This window comes from Pseudomonas sp. LBUM1655 (assembly GCF_059716085.1).
In genome coordinates, this window is sequence record NZ_CP166801.1 from 1,788,164 (window position 1) to 1,808,671 (window position 20,508).

Here is a 20,508-nt window from a genome sequence, read left to right on the forward strand (position 1 = left end):
AATGGAGTGTTTATGGCAGTCAAAGTCCTGGTGGTGGACGATTCGGGTTTTTTCCGCCGCCGCGTCTCGGAAATTCTTTCAGCGGATCCGAGCATCCAGGTTGTCGGCACGGCAACCAACGGTAAAGAGGCGATCGATCAGGCCATGGCCCTCAAGCCGGACGTGATCACCATGGACTACGAGATGCCAATGATGGACGGCATCACGGCAGTGCGGCACATCATGCAGCGCTGCCCGACCCCGGTGTTGATGTTCTCCTCGCTGACCCACGAAGGCGCCCGGGTAACCCTGGATGCGCTGGACGCCGGCGCGGTGGATTTCCTGCCGAAGAATTTCGAAGACATCTCCCGTAACCCGGAGAAGGTCAAGCAACTACTGTGCGAGAAGGTTCACAGCATCTCGCGCAGTAACCGTCGTTTCAGCGCCTACAGCGCGCCGGCCCCGGCCGCAGCGCCTGCACCTGCACCTGCGCCAGCTGCGTCGAGTTACAGCAGTCACAGCAGCCACAGCACTGCTGCTCCGGCACGTCCGGCACCCGCGCCTGTACCTGCTCGCGCATCGGCTGCCAGTGCTTCGTCGCCGGCACCGAAACGCAAGGCCTACAAACTGGTTGCCATCGGCACGTCGACTGGCGGCCCGGTTGCGCTGCAACGAGTATTGACTCAGTTGCCGGCGAACTTCCCGGCACCGATCGTGCTGATCCAGCACATGCCGGCGGCGTTCACCAAGGCTTTCGCCGAGCGTCTGGACAAGCTCTGCCGCATCAGCGTCAAGGAAGCCGAGGATGGCGACATCCTGCGTCCGGGCCTGGCGCTGCTGGCTCCGGGTGGCAAGCAGATGATGATCGACGGCCGTGGTGCGGTGAAAATCCTCCCGGGCGATGAGCGTCTGAACTACAAGCCGTGCGTGGACATTACTTTCGGTTCCGCCGCGAAATCCTACGGTGACAAAGTTCTGGCGGTCGTACTGACCGGCATGGGCGCCGACGGTCGCGAAGGCGCGCGTCTGCTCAAGCAGGGCGGTAGCTCGGTGTGGGCGCAAGATGAGGCAAGCTGCGTGATCTATGGCATGCCGATGGCCATCGTCAAAGCCGACCTCGCTGATGCGGTGTACGGTCTGGACGATATCGGCAAGCACATCGTCGAGGCCTGTATCTGATGGATGTTCTAAGCCTTATCGGCATCATCATGGCGTTCGTCGCCATCATCGGCGGCAACTACCTTGAAGGTGGTCACCTCGGTGCGCTGGCCAACGGCCCGGCGGCGCTGATCGTAGTGGGCGGCACCATCGGTGCTGCGCTGTTGCAATCACCGATGAGCGCGTTCAAACGCGCCATGCAGATCCTCGCCTGGATCTTCTTTCCGCCGCGTGTGGATCTGGCTGGCGGCATCGACCGCGTGGTCAACTGGAGTCTCACCGCACGCAAGGAAGGCCTGCTGGGTCTGGAAGGGGTGGCCGATGCCGAACCCGACAGCTACTCGCGCAAAGGTCTGCAACTGCTGGTCGACGGCGCCGAGCCGGAAGCGATCCGCAGCATCCTTGAAGTGGATTTCTACACCCAGGAAGCCCGCGACATCGAAGCGGCCAAGGTCTTTGAAAGCATGGGCGGCTACGCGCCGACCATCGGCATCATCGGCGCGGTGATGGGCCTGATCCACGTGATGGGCAACCTTGCCGACCCGACGCAACTGGGTAGCGGCATCGCCGTGGCATTCGTCGCGACCATTTACGGAGTGGCCAGTGCCAACCTTATCCTGCTACCGGTGGCGGCCAAGTTGAAGTCAATCGCGTTGCGGCAGTCGCGTTATCGCGAAATGTTGTTGGAAGGCATTCTGTCGATCGCAGAAGGTGAAAACCCACGCTCCATCGAGTTGAAGCTGCAAGGCTTCATGGACTAAGGGAATAACCTCATGGCTCGTCGCAGACATCAGGAAGAACACGTCAACCACGAGCGCTGGCTCGTTTCCTACGCGGACTTCATTACCTTGCTGTTCGCGTTCTTCGTGGTGATGTACTCGATTTCGTCGATCAACGAAGGCAAGTACAAGGAAATTTCCGAAGCGCTGGTCGGGGTCTTCAAGGATTCCGACCGCGCGCTCAAACCGATCCCGATTGGCGACGAACGACCGAAGACCGTGACCCCGGCCAAGCCGCTGGTCAAGGACGCCGAGCAGATCGACGCCGGTATCGCCGGTGCCAGCGATCCGCTGAAAAGCATTGCCGACGATATCAGCGCGGCGTTCGGCGACCTGATCAGCTCCAACCAGATGACCGTGCGCGGCAACGAGTTGTGGGTCGAGATTGAACTCAACTCCAGCCTGTTGTTCGGCAGCGGTGACGCCATGCCGAGCGACATTGCGTTCAACATCATCGACAAGGTTGCGGCGATCCTCAAGCCGTTCGACAACCCGATCCACGTCGAAGGTTTTACCGACGATCAACCGATCCGCACCGCGCAGTACCCGACCAACTGGGAGCTGTCCTCGGCGCGCTCGGCAAGCATCGTGCGCATGCTGGCGATGCAGGGTGTGAATCCCGGCCGTCTGGCTTCGGTGGGTTACGGTGAGTTCCAGCCAGTGGCCAACAATGCCACCGCCGAAGGTCGCGGGAAAAACCGTCGTGTGGTGTTGGTGGTGTCGCGCAATCTCGATGTACGCCGCAGCCTCACAGGCACCGGAACCGCCAACGCGCAACCGGATGCCGCACTGAAGCGCGCTGGCACACAAACTGCACCGACCCCGGTCAAGACGCCGGGACGCGAGAGTGCCGTCAATTCTCCGTCGCCCGCATTAATACGCTGAGCCATGTCTCGGTCGAGCATCTCGGCCGGGAGGAAAGAAACGAATGAGAGTCTGGGCAGTCGCCAATCAAAAGGGTGGTGTTGGTAAAACCACATCTTCCATCGCTTTAGCCGGTTTGCTGGCAGAGGCGGGCAAGCGCGTGGTTGTGGTCGATCTCGACCCGCACGGCTCGATGACCAGCTATTTCGGTTACGACCCCGACAGCCTGGAACACAGCAACTACGACCTGTTTCTGCACAAGGGCACCGTGCCGCAAGGCCTGCCGGGGCAACTGTTGCTGTCGACCAGTGACGAACGCATTTCCCTGTTGCCGTCCAGCACCGCGCTGGCCACCCTCGAGCGTCAGTCGCCGGGGCAGAGTGGTCTGGGCCTGGTGATCGCCAAGAGTCTGGCGCAGCTGTGGCAGGACTTCGATTACGCCGTTATCGACAGCCCGCCGTTGCTTGGCGTGCTGATGGTCAACGCCCTCGCGGCGAGTCAGCAACTGGTGATCCCGGTGCAGACCGAACACCTGGCCGTCAAAGGCCTGGAGCGCATGGTCAACACCCTGGCGATGATCAACCGCTCGCGCAAACAGGCGCTGCCTTTCAGCATTGTGCCGACGTTGTTCGACCGCCGTACTCAGGCATCGCTGGGCACCTTGCGTGTGTTGCGCGACAAATTCCCGGACGAGATCTGGCAGGGTTACATCCCGGTCGATACTCGTCTGCGCGACGCCAGCCGCGCCGGTGTCACGCCTTCACAATTCGACGGCAAGAGCCGTGGTGTGCTGGCTTACCGTGCGCTGCTCAAACATCTGTTGGCGCAACAACTTGTTCCGCAGGTGGCTTGAGCATGAATCGGCCGCTGAAATCGACGTCGAAGCCGCAGTTGGCGTTGCAGTCTTATCTGGACAGTTTGTTGGAGGAGATTCCCGACGAATTGCCGGCGCAGATTGCGGCACAGCCTGAGGTGATTGAAAGCGCTGAAGCGCTGGATGAATTCCAGGCTGCCGTGCTGGAAGAGCAGGCGCGTGATGCGCAGAAAGCCGCCAAACCTGTCACGCCGGTTGCCGCGCCTGCGATGGCGCCAGTTGCCAAAGCACCGGTGGCGTTGATCGAAGAAGCCGAACCGGTTCGCGCATCGGTCTCGACGTTGGCACCGCTGCTGCAAACTCAGTTGCTGAAGACCACACCGGAACCGGCAGTGGTCGAGCCTGCGCCAGTCGTGCCCGCACCCGTCGAACAGACGCTGGTGCCGCCACTGGTGGAAGTGCATCTGCCGCCGAGCAACACACCGCCGCCGGTGGAAACCGACGGCCGTCCGGCCTGGGCCTCCGAAGCGTTCGAATGTTTGCTGTTCGACGTTGCCGGGCTGACCCTTGCCGTGCCGCTGGTGTGCCTCGGCTCGATCTATTCGCTGGCCGGTCACGAGCTGACACCGCTGTTCGGTCAGCCGGAATGGTTCCTCGGGATTCTGCCGAGCCAGGCCGGCAACCTGAAAGTGTTGGACACCGCGCGTTGGGTCATGCCGGATCGTTATCGTGATGACTTCCGTCAGGGCTTGCAGTACGTGATTTCGGTACAAGGTTACGAGTGGGGCCTGGCGGTGCATCAGGTCAGCCGTTCGTTGCGTCTTGATCCGAATGAAATCAAATGGAGAAGTCACCGGGGTCAGCGGCCATGGCTCGCCGGCACCGTGATTGAGCACATGTGTGCATTGCTGGACGTTTCCGCACTGGCCGAGTTGATCGCCAGCGGTGGGGCAAAGCACTTGGGCGGCAGCAAGCCGCTACATAAACCGACATAGCAGCCGACATAACAATCAGGCGACGGCATTGTTGAATGCCGCCACACAGAACACACACCGCTCAGTGCGGTTTTTTCGAGGGGTCAGGGTATGAGTAGTCAGGCGACGAATGCAAAAGGTTCTGAAGATCCGATCCTGCAATGGGTGACCTTCAAGCTGGACAACGAAACCTACGGCATCAACGTGATGCGCGTTCAGGAAGTGCTGCGCTACACCGAAATCGCTCCGGTGCCGGGCGCGCCAAGCTACGTGCTGGGCATCATCAACCTGCGCGGTAACGTGGTCACCGTAATCGACACCCGTCAGCGCTTCGGCCTGATGAATGCCGAGATCAGCGACAACACCCGTATCGTCATCATCGAAGCCGACAAGCAAGTGGTCGGGATCATGGTCGACAGCGTGGCGGAAGTGGTTTACCTGCGTCAGTCGGAAATCGAAACCGCACCGAACGTCGGTAACGAAGAGTCGGCCAAGTTCATTCAAGGCGTGTGCAACAAGAACAACGAACTGCTGATCCTGGTCGAACTGGACAAGATGATGAGCGAAGAAGAATGGTCGGATCTGGAGAACATCTGATTGATTCTCGAGGTTGCGGTCATTGTCCTGTTCCTCTTCTGGGCGGGCACGCTGGCGATGTTTCTGGCGTACATCAAGGCGCAGCGGGTCATCGCTGCGCAACAGGCTCAGGGCGATGCGCTGCGTGATCAGCGCATCAAGGACCTGGCCAAGCGCGTTGACGACTACCAGAACGGCAATGTGCACATGGGCGAGGCCCTGCACGAGCTGCGCGCGGTAGTCGGTCCGTTGCCGGACAAAATTGTTCAGCTGGAACAGCGCGACCCGTCGAGCCTTTCGTTCGCCCAGGCGGCGAAACTGGTGGGCATGGGCGCGAGCGTTGATGAACTGACTCAGTCCTGCGGTTTGACCCAGGCTGAGGCGGAGTTGATGCGCAAGTTGCACAAGAGCTGATTTTTGCGCTCAAGCTCAAAGCGCTATTCGCGAGCAGGCTCGCTCCCACATTCGATCGCATTCCTCCAGTAGGAGCGCGGCCAAATGTGGGAGCGAGCCTGCTCGCGAAAGCGCCTTTGAAACCTCAGTAATCATCCCCGCGATCGGTGACGTCCTTCTCGACCATCGGCGCATCCGGATCCCGTCCCTCGGGGAATTTCCCTTTCAGATTCCACGCAAACGCGATGATCTCGGCGATGGTGCGGTACAGCTCCTCGGGAATGCTGTCGCCCAACTCCATCCGCGCCAACAGCCGCACCAGTTCAGCATTTTCATAGATCGGCACTTCGCAGTCGCGAGCGATCCGCAGGATTTCTTCGGCCAGTTCTTCGTCGCCCTTGGCGGTGAGGGTCGGGGCGTGGTTGCCGTCGTACTTGAGGGCGATGGCCTGGCGTGGAGCGGTAGTGTCATTCATGCGGTTTCGTCGACCCAGCGGTGTTCGAGGCGGGTTTGGTTGCCTTGCGGCGGGGTGCCGAGGTGGCAGTCGAGATCGCCGACATTCAAGCCGCGATCCAGCAGACGCTGACGCAGCGCGGCCAGATTGTTTTCGATCAGGTCGGCGGTGTACGGTCGTTCGGCCCACAGCTGACTCGACAGGCTGCCGGCGATCAACTGCGCCTGAATCTGCATCGGCCCGAGCGGCTCCATGTCGAACGCCAGATCGACGCGCCACAGTTGTTGCTTCGGTTCGCGTTCGTCGCGGCGCTCGTCGGGTTGGGGGTCTTTCTGCGGCGCTTCTTCGCGCTGGAACTTGACCTGCAATGGCACGATGTCCTGCAAGTTGCGCATGGGGATTTCCAGTTGCCAAGTGCTGAGCAGGCGGCCGTCATCGGTGACGCCGGTCTGTTCCAGGCTCGACAGTTGATGGCTTTGCAAGCGCGATACCGCAGCGGCGGCGAGGCGCAGCAATTGCTCCAGATCGCCTTCGCCTTCCAGGCTTTGCAGCAAGCGGTCGGGCAGGGGGAAGCTGCTCGGCACGGGTTTCGCGCTGACCTGGCCGAGGGTGCCGAGCGCGTTGCGCACGAAGCTCGGCAGCGCCTGCGCCAGGGTGTTGGCGGCGATGATGGCGTTGAAACTGGTGCTGCTCGGCAGGCCCGGGGTCAGTTGTGCGATCAGCTTGAGCAGATCGGCTTTCATGTCCGGGACCAGCGTAGGGTTTTGTCCGGTGAGCAGTTTGGCTTCGAGGAAGGCGCCGCTGTTGGCCAGCGCCAGGGCGACACCTTTGGCAGTGCTCATCTGCTGCACGTCTGGCAGGCTGGCGAGCAGTTTGTCGACCACGGCGCGCAAATCCGCCGATGTCTGATCGGTGGCTGGCGGCAGGCTTTGCAGCGCATTCAACAAACCGTTCAGCGACGCCTGGCGACTCTGCTGGCCGACCAGTTGCTGACTCACCGCCAATTGTTCCTGACGGTTGCTCAAGGGCACGAACTTGAGGGTTTGCGAATCCTGCACCAGCGCCGAGAGCAAAGTCCCGATGCGCAACGGCTGCGGGCTGTCGATCGTCAATGTGCTCCCGCTCAACGCCGTGTTGAGCAAACTGACCATCGAACGAAAAACCGTCGCTTGCCCCGGCGTCTGTGGCAAAGCTTGCGAAGTCACGACTTTGCCTTGCAGCAACGTGCCCACCGGCAATTGCGCAGTATCGATGCGGGTGAGGGTGGCCACGCTGCTGGCAATCGCCTGTTGCACGGTAATCGCCAGATTGCCCGCTGACGGTTGAGTGATTGCCAGACTGGTGCCTTGCGCCAGGGGTAGATTGCTGGTCGCTTGCACGGTGGTCTGGCGGCCGCTGTCCAGTGTCACCTTCAGCAACAATTGAAAGGTCTGATCTGCCTGTTTAAGCGACAACACCTCAGCCTTGGCGCTTTGCCCGGCACCGATCAAGCCTTCGACTGGCGTCAGCAGCTTGAGCAGTTCGCCGACCTGCGGGCGAGCGGTCGCCGGGGTGGTTGGCGGGAGCGGGAGGATGTTCATTTCGCCTGTCATACGCGGACACAACCTGAGGAAATTGCACTCTTGAGAGTAAGGCACGGCATGTATAATGCCGCCCGTCTTGCGCTTCGTTCAAAAAAACATAGCAATTGTTTGACGCAGCTCTCTAGATCGAGCCGTCAATGCATCTATGCTGCATCTCTTTAACGGCCGCGCCAGAGCCGACTTGAACCGTATAAGGCCCGTGATCCCTTGACCAGTCCTGTCCTGCAAACCGTTGCCCTCGCGTGTGAGCGAGACCTGCGACTGCTCTTCGAAAATCTCGAATTGAGACTGGCCAGTGGCGATATGGTGCAGATCAGCGGTCCCAACGGCAGCGGTAAAACCAGCCTTTTGCGATTGTTGTCCGGTTTGATGCAACCGACCAGCGGCCAGGTGTTGCTCAACGGCCAGCCCTTGACCGAACAGCCCGGCGAACTGGCGCGCAACCTCTTGTGGATTGGCCATGCCGCCGGGATCAAGGATCTGCTGACCCCGGAAGAAAACCTGTCCTGGCTCTGCGCCCTGCATCAACCCGCCGAACGCGAGGCGATCTGGCAGGCACTGGCAGCCGTAGGATTGCGCGGATTCGAAGATGTTCCCTGCCACGCGCTTTCCGCCGGCCAGCAACGCCGCGTGGCGCTGGCGCGGTTGTATCTGGACAGCCCGCCGCTGTGGATTCTCGATGAGCCGTTTACCGCCCTCGACAAGCAGGGCGTGGCGCAACTGGAAGAACACCTGGCCGGGCACTGTGAGCGCGGCGGCCTCGTCGTCCTGACCACCCACCACACCCTGAGCCGGATGCCGGCCGGTTATCGCGACATCGATCTGGGGAACTGGGCAGTATGAGTGTGTTCGGCCTGCTGGTTGCCCGTGAGTCCCGACTGCTGTTTCGCCGCCCGGCGGAACTGGCCAATCCGCTGATTTTCTTTGCCATCGTCATCGCTTTGTTCCCGCTGGCCGTCGGCCCGGAAACTCAAGTCTTGCAAAACCTGTCCCCGGGGTTAGTCTGGGTGGCCGCACTTTTGTCGGTCCTGCTTTCGCTGGACGGGCTGTTTCGCAGTGATTTCGAAGACGGGTCCCTGGAACAGTGGGTCCTTTCGCCGCACCCGCTGCCTCTTCTGGTCTTGGCCAAGGTGCTGGCACACTGGCTTTTTTCCGGACTGGCACTGGTGTTGCTCTCGCCCTTGCTGGCGTTGATGCTTGGTTTGCCTGCCGCTTGTCTGCCGGTGTTGCTGCTTTCGTTGCTGCTGGGGACACCGGTGCTGAGCTTGCTCGGCGCGGTGGGCGCGGCACTGACGGTCGGTTTGAAACGTGGCGGCCTGTTGCTGGCGCTGCTGATTCTGCCGTTGTACATCCCGGTGTTGATCCTTGGCAGTGGCGCCCTGCAAGCGGCGTTGCAAGGCATGCCGGCGACCGGGTATCTGCTGTGGCTTGGTAGCCTGACCGCCCTGGCGATCACCCTGACACCCTTTGCAATAGCGGCTGGCCTGAAGATCAGCGTCGGCGAATAATGAGGTCTGGTTAAAATTTAACCAGCAAAGACCCTGAGACCGCTCACACTGATGAGCGGCAACCGTGATGGAAACAGTATGAACTGGACCTGGTTTCACAAGCTCGGCTCGCCCAAGTGGTTCTACGGCATCAGCAGCAAGTTTTTGCCGTGGCTGAGCATCGCTGCGTTGCTGTTGATTGGCGTTGGCGTCGTCTGGGGCCTGGCCTTCGCGCCGCCGGACTATCAGCAAGGCAACAGCTTCCGCATCATCTATATTCACGTACCTGCCGCGATGCTCGCTCAGTCGATTTACGTGATGCTCGCGGTGTGCGGCGTGGTGGGTCTGGTTTGGAAGATGAAGCTGGCCGACGTCGCCCTGCAATGCGCCGCACCGATCGGCGCGTGGATGACCGCCGTGGCGCTGGTCACCGGGGCGATCTGGGGCAAGCCGACCTGGGGCTCGTGGTGGGTATGGGATGCGCGGCTGACCTCGATGCTGATTCTGCTGTTCCTGTATTTCGGCTTGATCGCGCTGGGCAACGCCATCAGCAACCGCGACAGCGCCGCCAAGGCTTGCGCGGTGCTGGCCATCGTCGGCGTGATCAACATCCCGATCATCAAATACTCGGTGGAGTGGTGGAACACCCTGCACCAGGGCGCGACGTTCACCCTCACTGAAAAACCGGCGATGCCCGCCGAAATGTGGCTGCCGCTGCTGCTGACGGTGTTGGGCTTCTACTGTTTCTTTGGTGCCGTGTTGTTGCTGCGCATGCGCCTTGAAGTGCTCAAGCGCGAAGCCCGCGCCAGTTGGGTCAAAGAAGAAGTGCAGAGCAGTCTGGAGGCCGCGCGATGAGTTTTGCTTCATTCGGCGACTTCCTCGCCATGGGCCATCATGGCCTGTATGTCTGGTCGGCCTACGGCATCTGTCTGGCGGTGCTGATCCTTAACGTGGCGGCGCCGATCGCGGCCCGCAAGCGCTATCTGCAACAAGAGGCGCGTCGTCTGCGCCGGGAGAACGGCAAGTGAATCCGCTGCGCAAGAAACGTCTGATCATCATTCTGGCCATTCTGGTCGGGGTCGGCGCTGCCGTTGGCCTGGCCTTGAGTGCCCTGCAGCAGAACATCAACCTGTTTTACACCCCGACCCAGATCGCCAACGGCGAAGCGCCGCAGGACACGCGGATTCGTGCCGGCGGCATGGTCGAGAAGGGCTCGCTGCAACGTTCCCCGGATTCGCTGGACGTCAAATTCGTCGTCACCGACTTCAACAAAGCCGTGACCATCACCTATCGCGGCATCCTCCCGGATCTGTTCCGCGAAGGGCAGGGCATTGTCGCTCTGGGCAAAATCAACGCCGACGGCGTGGTCGTTGCCGATGAAGTACTGGCCAAGCACGACGAGAAGTACATGCCGCCGGAAGTGACCAAGGCGTTGAAAGACAGCGGCCAATCCGCTCCGACCCAAGCGAAGGAGGGTTGATTGATGACTTCCGCACTTTTTATTCCCGAGCTCGGCCATTTGGCGATGATTCTGGCGCTGTGCTTTGCGCTGGTACAGGCCGTGGTGCCGTTGGTCGGTGCCTGGCGCGGTGACCGCTTCTGGATGAGTCTGGCCCAGCCAGCCGCGTGGGGGCAGTTTGCGTTTTTGCTGTTCGCGTTCGGCTGCCTGACCTACGCGTTCATGGCTGATGACTTCTCCGTCGCCTATGTGGCGAACAACTCCAATACCGCTTTGCCATGGTTTTACAAATTCAGCGCGGTGTGGGGCGCTCACGAAGGATCGTTGCTGCTATGGGCACTGATCCTCGGCGGCTGGACGTTCGCGGTGTCGGTATTTTCCCGGCAGTTGCCGCAAGTCATGCTCGCCCGCGTCCTGGCGGTGATGGGCATGATCAGCACCGGTTTCCTGCTGTTCCTGATCCTTACGTCCAACCCGTTCAAGCGCATCCTCCCGCAAATGCCCAGCAATGGCGCGGACTTGAATCCGTTGTTGCAAGACATCGGCCTGATCGTTCACCCGCCAATGCTGTACATGGGGTACGTCGGCTTTTCGGTGGCGTTCGCGTTCGCCATCGCCGCGTTGATGGGCGGTCGTCTCGACGCGGCGTGGGCCCGTTGGTCGCGGCCTTGGACGATTGTGGCGTGGGCCTTCCTCGGTATCGGCATTACCCTCGGTTCGTGGTGGGCTTATTACGAACTTGGCTGGGGTGGCTGGTGGTTCTGGGACCCGGTGGAAAACGCCTCGTTCATGCCTTGGCTGGTCGGCACCGCATTGATTCACTCGCTGGCGGTCACGGAAAAACGTGGCGTGTTCAAGAGTTGGACGGTGTTGCTGGCGATTGCCGCGTTCTCGCTGAGCCTGCTGGGTACGTTCCTGGTGCGTTCCGGCGTGCTGACCTCGGTACACGCGTTCGCCTCCGACCCGGAGCGCGGCGTGTTCATCCTGATCTTCCTGCTGTTCGTGGTCGGTGGCTCGCTGACGTTGTTCGCGTTGCGCGCGCCTGTGGTCAAGAGTCAGGTCGGCTTCAACCTGTGGTCGCGGGAAACCCTGCTGCTGGGCAACAATCTGGTATTGGTCGTGGCCGCGTCGATGATTCTGCTCGGCACCCTGTACCCGCTGATTCTCGATGCCCTGAGCGGCGCCAAACTGTCGGTCGGCCCGCCATACTTCAACGCGTTGTTCATTCCGTTGATGGCGTTGCTGATGCTGGTGATGGCGGTGGGTGTGGTCGTACGCTGGAAAGACACGCCGGTTAAATGGCTGGCCAGCATGCTCACTCCTGTGTTGCTGGGCAGCGTCGCATTGGCAGTGGTGGCCGGTGTCGCTTACGGCGATTTCAACTGGGCCGTTATCGCCACTTTCCTGCTCGCTGCGTGGGTGTTGCTGGCCGGTGTGCGCGACATCTTCGACAAGACTCGTCACAAAGGCCTGATCAAAGGCCTGCCGACCCTGACCCGCAGTTATTGGGGCATGCAGATCGCCCACCTCGGCATCGCCGTTTGCGCGTTGGGTGTGGTGTTGTCGAGCCAGAACAGCGCCGAACGCGACCTGCGTCTGGCGCCGGGCGAGTCGATGAACCTGGCCGGTTATCAGTTTGTATTCGAAGGCGCTAAGCACTTCGAAGGGCCTAACTTCACGTCCGACAAGGGCACCATTCGGGTGATCCGCGACGGCAAGGAAATCAGTGTGCTGCACCCGGAAAAGCGTCTGTACACCGTGCAGAACTCGGTGATGACCGAAGCCGGCATCGACGCCGGTTTCACCCGTGACCTCTACGTCGCCCTCGGCGAGCCGCTGGACAACGGCGCGTGGGCCGTGCGCGTACACGTCAAACCGTTCGTGCGCTGGATCTGGTTCGGCGGCTTGCTCACAGGTGCAGGCGGGCTGCTGGCCGCACTGGATCGGCGTTATCGGGTCAAGGTGAAATCCAAGGTGCGTGAAGCGCTGGGCATGACAGGAGCGGCTGCATGAGACGTTGGTTGATGCTGGTGCCACTGGCGATTTTCCTGCTGGTGGCGGTATTCCTTTATCGCGGTCTGTACCTTGATCCGGCGGAGCTGCCGTCGGCGATGATCAACAAGCCATTTCCGGAGTTTTCGCTGCCAAACGTGCAGGGTGATAAAACCCTGACCAAAGCCGATATTCTCGGCAAGCCTGCGCTGGTCAACGTCTGGGGCACGTGGTGCATTTCCTGCCGGGTCGAGCATCCGGTGCTGAACAAGCTGGCCGAGCGCGGCGTGGTGATCTACGGGATCAACTACAAGGACGTCAACGCCGATGCCTTGAAGTGGCTGGCCGAATTCCACAATCCGTATCAGTTGGACATCCGGGACGACGAAGGCTCGCTGGGCCTGAACCTCGGCGTGTACGGCGCTCCGGAAACCTTCTTCATCGACGCCAAGGGCATCATCCGCGACAAGTACGTCGGCGTGATTGACGAGCAGGTCTGGCGTGAAAAACTCGCGGCCAAGTATCAGGCGCTGGTCGATGAGGCCAAGCCATGAAGCGCTTTCTAGCCGCCGTGGTATTGGGTTTGAGTCTGGTCGGCGTGGCTCACGCCGCCATCGACACCTACGAGTTCGCCAAGGAAGGTGATCGCGAGCGTTTTCGCGAGTTGACCAAGGAACTGCGCTGCCCCAAATGCCAGAACCAGGACATCGCCGACTCCAACGCACCGATCGCCGCGGACCTGCGCAAAGAGATTTTCCGCATGCTCGGCGAGGGCAAGGACAATCAGCAGATCATCGATTTCATGGTTGATCGCTACGGTGATTTCGTCCGCTACAAACCCGCACTCAACGCCAAGACTGCACTGCTGTGGTTCGGCCCGGCCGGGCTGCTGCTCGGTGGTTTCGTGGTGATCGCGGTGATCGTTCGCCGACGTCGCGGCCAGCGCGCCGAGACCCCGCAAGCGCTGTCCATCGAAGAGCGTCAGCGCCTCGACCAACTGTTGGATAAAAACCAAGAATGATTGATTTCTGGCTTGCCGCAGGGCTGTTGCTTCTGGTCGCCCTGAGTTTTCTGCTGATCCCTGTTCTGCGTGAACGCCGCGCCCAGCGTGAAGAGGATCGTACTGCTCTCAACGTTGCGCTGTATCAGGAACGCGTTGCCGAGTTGCAGTCGCAACAGGCCGAAGGTGTGCTGGATGCCGCGCAAATGGACAGCGGCCGCGCTGAAGCCGCGCGTGAACTGCTCGCCGATACCGAAGGTGTGGCTGCGCCGCGCGTCTCGAAGCTGGGCAAACCGTTGCCGCTGCTGGCGGCAGTGCTGGTGCCCGTCTTGGGCCTGGGTCTGTATCTGCACTTCGGTGCTGCCGACAAGGTGGAGCTGACTCGCGAATTCGCCCAGGCACCGCAGTCGATGGAAGAGATGACCCAGCGTCTGGAGCGTGCCGTTGCTGCGCAACCGGATTCGGCTGAAGGCCTGTATTTCCTCGGTCGCACCTACATGGCTCAAGAGCGTCCGGCGGACGCGGCGAAGATGTTCGAACGCGCTGCCAACCTCGCCGGTCGTCAGCCGGAGCTGCTCGGCCAGTGGGCGCAGGCGCAGTATTTCGCCGACGGAAAAAAATGGTCGGACAAGATCCAGTCCCTCACCGATGAAGCGCTGAAGGCCGATCCGAAGGAAGTCACCAGCCTCGGCCTGCTCGGCATCGCCGCTTTCGAAGGCGAGCGTTATCAAGAAGCCATCGATTACTGGAACCGTCTGCTGGCGCAATTGCCGCCGCAGGACAATTCCCGTGCCGCGTTGCAAGGCGGGATCGAGCGAGCCGCAGAACGCCTGCAAGCCAGCGGCGGCAAGGTCGCTCAGGCAACAGTGCCAAAAGCAGCTTTGTTGAAAGTCAGCGTCGATCTGGCCAGCGAGCTAAAAGGCAAAGTGCAACCGGGTGACAGCGTGTTCATCTTCGCCCGCGCCACGTCCGGGCCACCGGCACCGCTGGCAGCCAAGCGCCTGACCGTGGCGGATCTGCCGGTGACCGTCGAGCTGGGCGATGCCGACGCCATGATGCCGCAGTTGAAACTGTCGAACTTTCCTGAAGTCCAACTGGTTGCGCGCATCTCCCGTGCCGGTCAGCCGACCGCAGGGGAGTGGGTCGGTCGCAGCGGCCCTCTGGCCAGCAGCACCACCGCGCTGCAAAAATTGACCATCGACAGCCCGGACAAGTAACCGGGCAACACAGGAAAGCACCGCCATGCACACCCTCGCCCGAATCACGGTTCTCACATTGGCCCTGGGCCTGAGCGCATGTGCGGTGCAACCACCGGGACGGAGCACTAACCTGCCGCCGATCCCGCCATCGCAGCCGAGCCCGACCCCGTCGACCTCGCCAACACCGGGCAAAAGCATTCCCGCCAAACCCGCGAAACCCGTCCCACGCACCTCGGCCAGCTTCGCCCCACCTCCCGGCGGCAACAGTCACTGGGATCAGAAACTCGGCGTCTATGTGCTCGACGACCAGTCCAACACTTTCTACCGACAGCGCACCTACTTCCGCTGGAACAATGGCTGGAGCCGCTCCGTCAGCCCCAACGGCCCATGGGAAGACACCGATATTCACGGCGTGCCGCCGGGGTTGGGCAAGCGGTTCGGGCAGTAATGAAAAAACGGCGATCTTCGGATCGCCGTTTTGCTGTCTGTGGCTGCAATAAATCACACTCTGTAAAACAACCGGGCGTCGCTCTTTGGATTTCTGTACTTGAGTAAAGATAACTCTAGAGTTATTTTTGTTGGACCGAAGCAAGGAGGCGGTTGGTGCAGAGCAGACTATTGATGAAGGAGCTGGAGGAGGCAGGCTGGACGCTGGATCGGGTCACCGGCAGTCATCACATCTTCAAGCACCGTTACAACCCATACACGATTCCCGTCCCTCACCCGAAAAAGGATTTGCCGTTGGGGACGGTCAAAAGCATCAGGAGGCGTGCGGGGTTGTACAACCCGCCAGCCAGTTATGAAGGAGATCCATAATGCAATATCCAATCTGCATCGAGTGGGGCGATGAGAACACCGCTATCGGTATTCAGATCCCCGATATTCCCGGCGCCGTGACGGCGGGGGATAGCTTTGAAGATGCCTACAAGGCTGCGGTTGAGATCGCACACATCATGCTCCAGGAGATTGCGGCGGACGGAGAGTCGATTCCGATGCCGACCTCTGCGGCGGCGCATCGCAATAATCCGGAGTTCGCCGGGATGGGCTGGGGCATGCTGGAGCTGGATATCTCGCCGTACCTGGGCAAGACCGAAAAGGTCAACGTGACACTGCCTGGCTATGTGATTCAGCGAATCGACCGCTATGTGCGCGAGCACAATGTCAAAAGCCGCTCTTCCTTTCTGGCGGATGCGGCGATGGAGAAGTTGGTTCGGTATTGAAAACATCGCGGGCCAGTTGACCCGCGATTTTTTTTACGTTTTACGCAGTCGCCAGCGACCGCCCTTGCGATGCACTCAAAAACCGCAACAACGCCAACAACGGAAAAACACTGCCAACAATCACGATCCACAACCAGCCGCCATGCTCGAACACCGCGCTGGCCACCGAGGAGCCGAAGGCGCCGCCGATGAAGATGCTGGTCATGTACAACGCATTGAGGCGACCACGACTTTTCGCATCCAGCGAGTAGACCGCACGTTGGCCGAGCACCATGTTCATCTGCACGCAGAAGTCGAGTACCACGCCGGTCACGGCCAGGCCGATCACGCTGTAGGCCGGGTGGATGAACGCGGGCAGGAAGCTCAGGCTGGCGAACAGCATGGCCAGCAGCGAGGCGATGCGGGTGTGACCGGCGTCGGCCAGGCGTCCGCTGATCGGGGCGGCGATGGCACCGATGGCGCCGACCAGGGCGAAGATCGCGATCTCGCTTTGCGACAGGCCATGGTTGCGTGCCAACTCCAGCGGCACGGCGGTCCAGAACAGGCTGAACGTGGCAAACATGCAACCCTGATAAAACGCGCGTTGACGCAGCACCGGTTGCTGGCGCAGCAGCGTCCACAGCGAACCGATCAATTGCCCGTAGGTGGCGCTGTGATCCGGTTGGCGCTTGGGTACGGTCAACGCCAACACCACGCTGATCGCCGCCATCAACGCCGCAGCAATCATGAACATCGCCCGCCAGCCCAAGTGGTCGGCGACCACGCTCGACACCGGCCGCGCCAGCAGAATACCCAGCAGCAGGCCGCCCATGATCCCGCCAACGACGCGTCCGCGAGATTCTTCCGGCGCCAGATGCGCGGCCAGCGGAATCAGGATCTGCACCGACACCGAACTGAAACCCACCAGCAGCGAGATCAGCAGAAACAGGTTGGGCTGATCGGTAAATGCTGCACCGAGCAGGCTGGCAATCGCCACCACGGTGGTGATGATCATCAACCGACGGTTTTCCAGCAGATCACCCAGCGGCACCAGGAAGAACAGACCCAGCGCGTAGCCGATCTGTGTCAGCGAGACGATAAAACTGGCCATGGTGTCGGTCAGGCCGATGTCCGGCGCAATCAGGCCGATGATCGGTTGCGCATAGTAGATGTTGGCAACGATGGCGCCGCAGCAGAAGGCGAACAGCAGCACCATGCCTCGGGTCATTGCGTGAGTTGTGGCGGTCATAAGATTTCTCGATCCAGCGAAAGTGAATGCGGTGAGGCTAAAGGATGGGGCGAACCGGCGGTAGAAACGTCAGATCGATATCAGTTATTCCATTGCGGAATGAGTGACGCTCGGGTGGTGTCGCCCATCGGCGAACCTTGCGTCCGACCGTTGAGCGTCGATGATACATTCACTTACATCTAGTTCGATAGCGTGCTTATGTTTGCGCCAAATACTCTCCCTCCCGGAGAGGGCTGGGGTGAGCGGATTCTGGCCACGAAAAAGGCGACCTGTTGAGGTCGCCTTTTTGTTTGCCACTTAAGCCTTACTGGCCCGAGTAGATCTGATCAAACACCCCGCCATCATTGAAGTGCGTCTTCTGCACGGTGCGCCAGTCACCAAAGGTTTTCTCCACCGACAAAAAGTCGACTTTCGGGAAACGGTCGGTGTACTTCGCCAACACCGCCGGGTCACGCGGACGCAGGTAGTTGGCGGCAGCAATTTCCTGACCTTCCGGCGACCACAGGTATTTCAGGTACTCATCAGCCGCTGCGCGCGAACCTTTCTTGTCGACGACTTTGTCGACCACCGACACCGGTGGCTCGGCTTCGGCGGAGACGCTTGGGTAGATCACTTCGAACTGATCACGACCAAATTCGCGGGCGATCATTTCTGCTTCGTTCTCGAAGGTCACCAGCACGTCGCCGATCTGGTTGGTCATGAACGTGGTGGTCGCGGCGCGGCCACCGGTATCCAGCACTGGCGCTTGCTTGAACAGCTTGCCGACGAAGTCTTTGGCCTTGTTCTCGTCACCGCCGTTTTTCAAAACGTAGCCCCAGGCCGAAAGGTAGGTGTAACGGCCGTTGCCCGAGGTTTTCGGGTTCGGCACGATCACTTGCACGCCATCCTTGAGCAGGTCCGGCCAGTCTTTCAGAGCTTTCGGGTTGCCCTTGCGCACGATAAATACGGTGGCCGAGGTGAACGGCGCGCTGTTGTTCGGCAGGCGCGTGACCCAGTTGTCAGGAACCAGTTTGCCGTTGTCGGCGAGGGCATTGATGTCGGTCGCCATGTTCATGGTGATGACGTCAGCGGGCAGGCCATCGATCACCGAACGCGCTTGCTTGCTCGAACCGCCGAAGGACATCTGCACGGTGATGTTTTCGTTGTGCTCGGCTTGCCAGTGCTTCTGGAACGCAGTGTTGTAGTCCTTGTAGAAATCGCGCATCACGTCGTAGGAAACGTTCAGCAGAGTCGGTGCGGCTTGAGCCACGCTGCCGAAGGCAAGACCGGCGGCGAGAAGTGAGGCGCCAAAGAGTTTTTTCACTGCGCATTCCTTGTTCTGTGGGGTGTTGTGCCAAAAATGAGGCCATTTGCCAGCGACTATAACGGGGCACGCATAGTCGCTTAAAGATTAAAAAGCTCTGTGCTTATTCCATTTTCTTGAACAGCTGATTGCCACAGCGTGAGCAAAACGCAGCGCCGTGTTCATGGCTGTTTTTCTTGCACACCGGGCAGTCGTGTTGCAGTTGTTCGCCGCGCATGGCATTGGCCAGTTCGGCGGTGAAAATCCCGGTCGGCACGGCGATGATCGAGTAACCGGTGATCATCACCAGCGACGAAATCACCTGACCCAGCGGTGTCTTCGGCACGATGTCGCCGAAGCCCACCGTGGTCAGGGTCACGATAGCCCAATAGATGCCTTTGGGAATGCTGGTGAACCCGTGTTCCGGGCCTTCGATCACGTACATCAACGTGCCGAACACCGTCACCAGGGTGCAGACGCTGACCAGAAACACCACGATCTTCTGCTTGCTGCCGCGCAGCGCCGACATCAAATAGTTGGCTTGCTTGAGGTACGGGCTGAGCTTGAGCACGCGGAAAATCCGCAGCATCCGAATAATTCGAATAATCAGCAGGTACTGCGCATCGCTGTAATACAGCGCAAGTATCCCGGGTACGATCGCCAGCAAATCCACCAGCCCATAAAAACTGAAGGCGTAACGCAGCGGCTTGGGCGAGCAATACAGACGCAGGATGTACTCACCGAGAAAGATGATCGTGAAGCCCCACTCGATGTACGCCAGCACATCGGCGTAGTTCTGGTGAATGCTGTCGATGCTGTCGAGCATCACGATCACCAGGCTGGCGAGGATGATCAACAGCAAAATGCCGTCGAAGCGCCGCCCGGCGAGGGTGTCGCTCTGGAAAATCATGACGTAAAGCCGTTCACGCCAACTGTTGCTGCTGTCCATGGATAACGCCCGAATCGAAGATCAGCGCAGCCTAGGTTGATTCTCCCCATGAGTGCAAGACGCGTCGTCGACCGTGGCTTTGCCGAGCATCTGAATGCCGGCATGGATCAGCCAGCAGGCGAGGATGAATGGCGCGGTCAATGTGGCCAGGCCGATGGCGGCGAACAGCGGCGTGACCAGTAGCGCCACAACAATGCCGAGCAACGGCAACCAGGGTTGTCGGCGCTGGGCACTGAAGGCGAGGGCGGCAAGTATGGCGTTGTAACTGCCGAGGCCGAGCAGTGCCGCGCTGGTTTCGTGGTGCAACAGGCTAGAACCGAGGCCGACGGCAGACGCCAGCAAAGCCCAGCCGAAAGCACGACGATCAGCGAACAGCAAACCAATGGCGATCAACGCGCCCGCCAGCGGATGACCGAGGAACATCACTTGGCCCAACCCTCTGAGTTCGGCGGCGAGCAGATTCAGCGTCGTCATCTCGATGTGAGCTGTCGGCGCGGACGGCTCGGCAAAGCACAGCAGCACCCAGCTCATGCCCACGAAGGGCGTGGTGTAGGCGGGCATCGATTGGCTGAGCCGCACGCGTTTGAGCCATTGCTGAGTGATCATCGCGCTCAAACCGCCAGCAGCGAGAATCAGCGGCGGCAGCATGGGTGACCACGGGAAATACAGGCTCAACAGCAGACCGAGCAAGACACCGTTGTAGCTGAACAGCCCGGCCTGGCGATCAGCCTTGGCGTAGTTGCGCCGTTGCGCAGTGAGCAATCCGGCGACGGCACCGAGCAGCGCACCGGCGAATAGCACTGGCGCTGTCAGCAGGATCGCCAGCAGACACAGCATGCCGCACAGCGGATGGCGCTGGAGGAATATCTGACTGAAACCGTTGAGCAAAGCCTCGGCCCAGTCGGGGCAGTGGGTGTTGAAGTGATTGGCAGGCATGGCGAAAAAAATCTGGGCAGTTGGAAAAGCAAAAGGTCTTGTAAATAACTGTGGCGAGGGGATTCATCCCCGTTGGGCTGCGAAGCGGCCCCCAATCAGTGAGTGCGGTTTTTCTGTGAAAACCGTCACACCCTTAAAAGCGGTGACTGCTGCGCAGTCATCGGGGATAAATCCCCTCGCCA

At 60.4% G+C, this 20,508-nt stretch carries 25 protein-coding genes; 19 read left to right on the forward strand and 6 right to left on the reverse strand.

What is annotated here, in order from left to right:
- Positions 1-12 precede the first annotated feature (12 nt).
- The 7 genes from ACA074_RS08010 to ACA074_RS08040 all read left to right on the forward strand — a co-directional run bounded on the left by ACA074_RS08010 (position 13) and on the right by ACA074_RS08040 (position 5,558).
- Positions 13-1,158 carry a protein-glutamate methylesterase/protein-glutamine glutaminase gene (locus tag ACA074_RS08010; RefSeq protein ID WP_497678744.1) on the forward strand — a complete coding sequence of 382 codons (1,146 nt, stop codon included), beginning with the start codon at positions 13-15 and terminating at the stop codon, positions 1,156-1,158.
- A complete protein-coding gene (locus ACA074_RS08015; protein WP_187677395.1) occupies positions 1,158-1,898 on the forward strand; it encodes a flagellar motor protein in 741 nt (246 codons plus the stop codon). The genes ACA074_RS08010 and ACA074_RS08015 overlap by 1 nt, the downstream gene beginning before the upstream one ends.
- 12 nt (positions 1,899-1,910) lie before the next feature.
- On the forward strand, positions 1,911-2,801 hold the full coding sequence (gene motD, locus ACA074_RS08020; RefSeq protein ID WP_187677396.1) for a flagellar motor protein MotD: 891 nt from the start codon (positions 1,911-1,913) through the stop codon (positions 2,799-2,801).
- A gap of 43 nt (positions 2,802-2,844) precedes the next feature.
- A complete protein-coding gene (locus tag ACA074_RS08025) occupies positions 2,845-3,633 on the forward strand; it encodes a ParA family protein (RefSeq protein ID WP_187677397.1) in 789 nt (262 codons plus the stop codon).
- Positions 3,634-3,635: 2 nt separating this feature from the next.
- Positions 3,636-4,589, forward strand: a complete 954-nt coding sequence (locus ACA074_RS08030) for a CheW domain-containing protein (protein WP_401271675.1) — start codon at positions 3,636-3,638, stop codon at positions 4,587-4,589.
- A 90-nt stretch (positions 4,590-4,679) separates the two neighbouring features.
- On the forward strand, positions 4,680-5,165 hold the full coding sequence (locus tag ACA074_RS08035) for a chemotaxis protein CheW (protein ID WP_010456928.1): 486 nt from the start codon (positions 4,680-4,682) through the stop codon (positions 5,163-5,165).
- On the forward strand, positions 5,166-5,558 hold the full coding sequence (locus ACA074_RS08040) for a DUF2802 domain-containing protein (protein ID WP_401271677.1): 393 nt from the start codon (positions 5,166-5,168) through the stop codon (positions 5,556-5,558).
- 124 nt (positions 5,559-5,682) lie between these two features.
- On the opposite strand, the gene ACA074_RS08045 is transcribed toward ACA074_RS08040, so the two are convergent.
- Positions 5,683-6,012, reverse strand: a complete 330-nt coding sequence (locus tag ACA074_RS08045) for an EscU/YscU/HrcU family type III secretion system export apparatus switch protein (RefSeq protein ID WP_401271680.1) — start codon at positions 6,010-6,012, stop codon at positions 5,683-5,685.
- Positions 6,009-7,583, reverse strand: a complete 1,575-nt coding sequence (gene fliK / locus ACA074_RS08050; protein WP_489878528.1) for a flagellar hook-length control protein FliK — start codon at positions 7,581-7,583, stop codon at positions 6,009-6,011. The genes ACA074_RS08045 and fliK overlap by 4 nt, the downstream gene beginning before the upstream one ends.
- Positions 7,584-7,781: 198 nt before the next feature.
- Between fliK and ccmA the strand changes: the two genes are divergently transcribed.
- The 12 genes from ccmA (at position 7,782) to ACA074_RS08110 (ending at position 15,931) form a co-directional block, all read left to right on the forward strand.
- A complete protein-coding gene (ccmA, locus tag ACA074_RS08055) occupies positions 7,782-8,417 on the forward strand; it encodes a cytochrome c biogenesis heme-transporting ATPase CcmA (RefSeq protein ID WP_489878529.1) in 636 nt (211 codons plus the stop codon).
- A complete protein-coding gene (gene ccmB / locus ACA074_RS08060; protein ID WP_085710502.1) occupies positions 8,414-9,082 on the forward strand; it encodes a heme exporter protein CcmB in 669 nt (222 codons plus the stop codon). The genes ccmA and ccmB overlap by 4 nt, the downstream gene beginning before the upstream one ends.
- Positions 9,083-9,160: 78 nt before the next feature.
- The gene (locus ACA074_RS08065; RefSeq protein WP_497678745.1) at positions 9,161-9,916 is read left to right on the forward strand and encodes a heme ABC transporter permease; all 756 of its coding nucleotides are present in this window, start codon (positions 9,161-9,163) and stop codon (positions 9,914-9,916) included.
- Positions 9,913-10,089 (forward strand): heme exporter protein CcmD, encoded by a 177-nt coding sequence (gene ccmD / locus ACA074_RS08070; protein WP_011333085.1) that lies wholly within the window; start codon positions 9,913-9,915, stop codon positions 10,087-10,089. The genes ACA074_RS08065 and ccmD overlap by 4 nt, the downstream gene beginning before the upstream one ends.
- Complete coding sequence (ccmE, locus tag ACA074_RS08075) at positions 10,086-10,541, forward strand: cytochrome c maturation protein CcmE (RefSeq protein ID WP_187677404.1); 456 nt, start codon at positions 10,086-10,088, stop codon at positions 10,539-10,541. Before ccmD ends, ccmE begins: the two co-directional genes overlap by 4 nt.
- Positions 10,542-10,544: 3 nt before the next feature.
- Positions 10,545-12,533 (forward strand): heme lyase CcmF/NrfE family subunit, encoded by a 1,989-nt coding sequence (locus ACA074_RS08080; RefSeq protein ID WP_187677405.1) that lies wholly within the window; start codon positions 10,545-10,547, stop codon positions 12,531-12,533.
- A complete protein-coding gene (locus ACA074_RS08085) occupies positions 12,530-13,066 on the forward strand; it encodes a DsbE family thiol:disulfide interchange protein (protein ID WP_187677406.1) in 537 nt (178 codons plus the stop codon). Before ACA074_RS08080 ends, ACA074_RS08085 begins: the two co-directional genes overlap by 4 nt.
- The gene (locus tag ACA074_RS08090) at positions 13,063-13,533 is read left to right on the forward strand and encodes a cytochrome c-type biogenesis protein (protein WP_095190679.1); all 471 of its coding nucleotides are present in this window, start codon (positions 13,063-13,065) and stop codon (positions 13,531-13,533) included. The genes ACA074_RS08085 and ACA074_RS08090 overlap by 4 nt, the downstream gene beginning before the upstream one ends.
- Positions 13,530-14,729 (forward strand): c-type cytochrome biogenesis protein CcmI, encoded by a 1,200-nt coding sequence (ccmI, locus tag ACA074_RS08095; protein ID WP_497658958.1) that lies wholly within the window; start codon positions 13,530-13,532, stop codon positions 14,727-14,729. Before ACA074_RS08090 ends, ccmI begins: the two co-directional genes overlap by 4 nt.
- 25 nt (positions 14,730-14,754) lie before the next feature.
- Positions 14,755-15,159: a hypothetical protein gene (locus tag ACA074_RS08100; protein ID WP_401271692.1), complete on the forward strand. Its 405-nt coding sequence runs from the start codon at positions 14,755-14,757 to the stop codon at positions 15,157-15,159.
- 155 nt (positions 15,160-15,314) lie between these two features.
- Positions 15,315-15,527 carry a type II toxin-antitoxin system HicA family toxin gene (locus ACA074_RS08105; RefSeq protein WP_401271699.1) on the forward strand — a complete coding sequence of 71 codons (213 nt, stop codon included), beginning with the start codon at positions 15,315-15,317 and terminating at the stop codon, positions 15,525-15,527.
- Positions 15,527-15,931, forward strand: coding sequence for a type II toxin-antitoxin system HicB family antitoxin (locus tag ACA074_RS08110; RefSeq protein ID WP_187677410.1), 405 nt, complete (start codon positions 15,527-15,529; stop codon positions 15,929-15,931). Before ACA074_RS08105 ends, ACA074_RS08110 begins: the two co-directional genes overlap by 1 nt.
- Positions 15,932-15,971: 40 nt before the next feature.
- Here ACA074_RS08110 and ACA074_RS08115 read toward each other — a convergent pair whose 3' ends face one another.
- The 4 genes from ACA074_RS08115 to ACA074_RS08130 all read right to left on the reverse strand — a co-directional run bounded on the left by ACA074_RS08115 (position 15,972) and on the right by ACA074_RS08130 (position 20,326).
- Positions 15,972-17,159: an MFS transporter gene (locus ACA074_RS08115; protein WP_187677411.1), complete on the reverse strand. Its 1,188-nt coding sequence runs from the start codon at positions 17,157-17,159 to the stop codon at positions 15,972-15,974.
- 304 nt (positions 17,160-17,463) lie between these two features.
- The gene (locus ACA074_RS08120; protein ID WP_401271703.1) at positions 17,464-18,462 is read right to left on the reverse strand and encodes a sulfate ABC transporter substrate-binding protein; all 999 of its coding nucleotides are present in this window, start codon (positions 18,460-18,462) and stop codon (positions 17,464-17,466) included.
- A gap of 103 nt (positions 18,463-18,565) precedes the next feature.
- Entirely contained in the window at positions 18,566-19,390 is an 825-nt protein-coding gene (locus ACA074_RS08125; RefSeq protein ID WP_401271705.1) for an ion transporter, read from the reverse strand.
- A gap of 21 nt (positions 19,391-19,411) precedes the next feature.
- Positions 19,412-20,326, reverse strand: coding sequence for an urea transporter (locus tag ACA074_RS08130; RefSeq protein ID WP_497678746.1), 915 nt, complete (start codon positions 20,324-20,326; stop codon positions 19,412-19,414).
- Positions 20,327-20,508: the final 182 nt, after the last annotated feature.

What these genes read in the sequence shown, in the direction of transcription:
- ACA074_RS08035 (WP_010456928.1), top strand. Translation starts at nt 4,680, where the DNA reads ATGAGTAGTCAGGCGACGAATGCAAAAGGTTCTGAAGATCCGATCCTG.
- ACA074_RS08110 (WP_187677410.1), top strand. Translation starts at nt 15,527, where the DNA reads ATGCAATATCCAATCTGCATCGAGTGGGGCGATGAGAACACCGCTATC.
- ACA074_RS08030 (WP_401271675.1), top strand. Translation starts at nt 3,636, where the DNA reads ATGAATCGGCCGCTGAAATCGACGTCGAAGCCGCAGTTGGCGTTGCAG.
- ACA074_RS08080 (WP_187677405.1), top strand. Translation starts at nt 10,545, where the DNA reads ATGACTTCCGCACTTTTTATTCCCGAGCTCGGCCATTTGGCGATGATT.
- ACA074_RS08125 (WP_401271705.1), bottom strand. Translation starts at nt 19,390, where the DNA reads ATGGACAGCAGCAACAGTTGGCGTGAACGGCTTTACGTCATGATTTTC.
- ACA074_RS08025 (WP_187677397.1), top strand. Translation starts at nt 2,845, where the DNA reads ATGAGAGTCTGGGCAGTCGCCAATCAAAAGGGTGGTGTTGGTAAAACC.
- ACA074_RS08085 (WP_187677406.1), top strand. Translation starts at nt 12,530, where the DNA reads ATGAGACGTTGGTTGATGCTGGTGCCACTGGCGATTTTCCTGCTGGTG.
- ccmB (WP_085710502.1), top strand. Translation starts at nt 8,414, where the DNA reads ATGAGTGTGTTCGGCCTGCTGGTTGCCCGTGAGTCCCGACTGCTGTTT.
- ACA074_RS08115 (WP_187677411.1), bottom strand. Translation starts at nt 17,159, where the DNA reads ATGACCGCCACAACTCACGCAATGACCCGAGGCATGGTGCTGCTGTTC.
- ccmI (WP_497658958.1), top strand. Translation starts at nt 13,530, where the DNA reads ATGATTGATTTCTGGCTTGCCGCAGGGCTGTTGCTTCTGGTCGCCCTG.
- ACA074_RS08090 (WP_095190679.1), top strand. Translation starts at nt 13,063, where the DNA reads ATGAAGCGCTTTCTAGCCGCCGTGGTATTGGGTTTGAGTCTGGTCGGC.
- ACA074_RS08100 (WP_401271692.1), top strand. Translation starts at nt 14,755, where the DNA reads ATGCACACCCTCGCCCGAATCACGGTTCTCACATTGGCCCTGGGCCTG.
- fliK (WP_489878528.1), bottom strand. Translation starts at nt 7,583, where the DNA reads ATGACAGGCGAAATGAACATCCTCCCGCTCCCGCCAACCACCCCGGCG.
- ACA074_RS08045 (WP_401271680.1), bottom strand. Translation starts at nt 6,012, where the DNA reads ATGAATGACACTACCGCTCCACGCCAGGCCATCGCCCTCAAGTACGAC.
- motD (WP_187677396.1), top strand. Translation starts at nt 1,911, where the DNA reads ATGGCTCGTCGCAGACATCAGGAAGAACACGTCAACCACGAGCGCTGG.
- ccmD (WP_011333085.1), top strand. Translation starts at nt 9,913, where the DNA reads ATGAGTTTTGCTTCATTCGGCGACTTCCTCGCCATGGGCCATCATGGC.
- ACA074_RS08015 (WP_187677395.1), top strand. Translation starts at nt 1,158, where the DNA reads ATGGATGTTCTAAGCCTTATCGGCATCATCATGGCGTTCGTCGCCATC.
- ACA074_RS08130 (WP_497678746.1), bottom strand. Translation starts at nt 20,326, where the DNA reads ATGCCTGCCAATCACTTCAACACCCACTGCCCCGACTGGGCCGAGGCT.
- ACA074_RS08065 (WP_497678745.1), top strand. Translation starts at nt 9,161, where the DNA reads ATGAACTGGACCTGGTTTCACAAGCTCGGCTCGCCCAAGTGGTTCTAC.
- ACA074_RS08010 (WP_497678744.1), top strand. Translation starts at nt 13, where the DNA reads ATGGCAGTCAAAGTCCTGGTGGTGGACGATTCGGGTTTTTTCCGCCGC.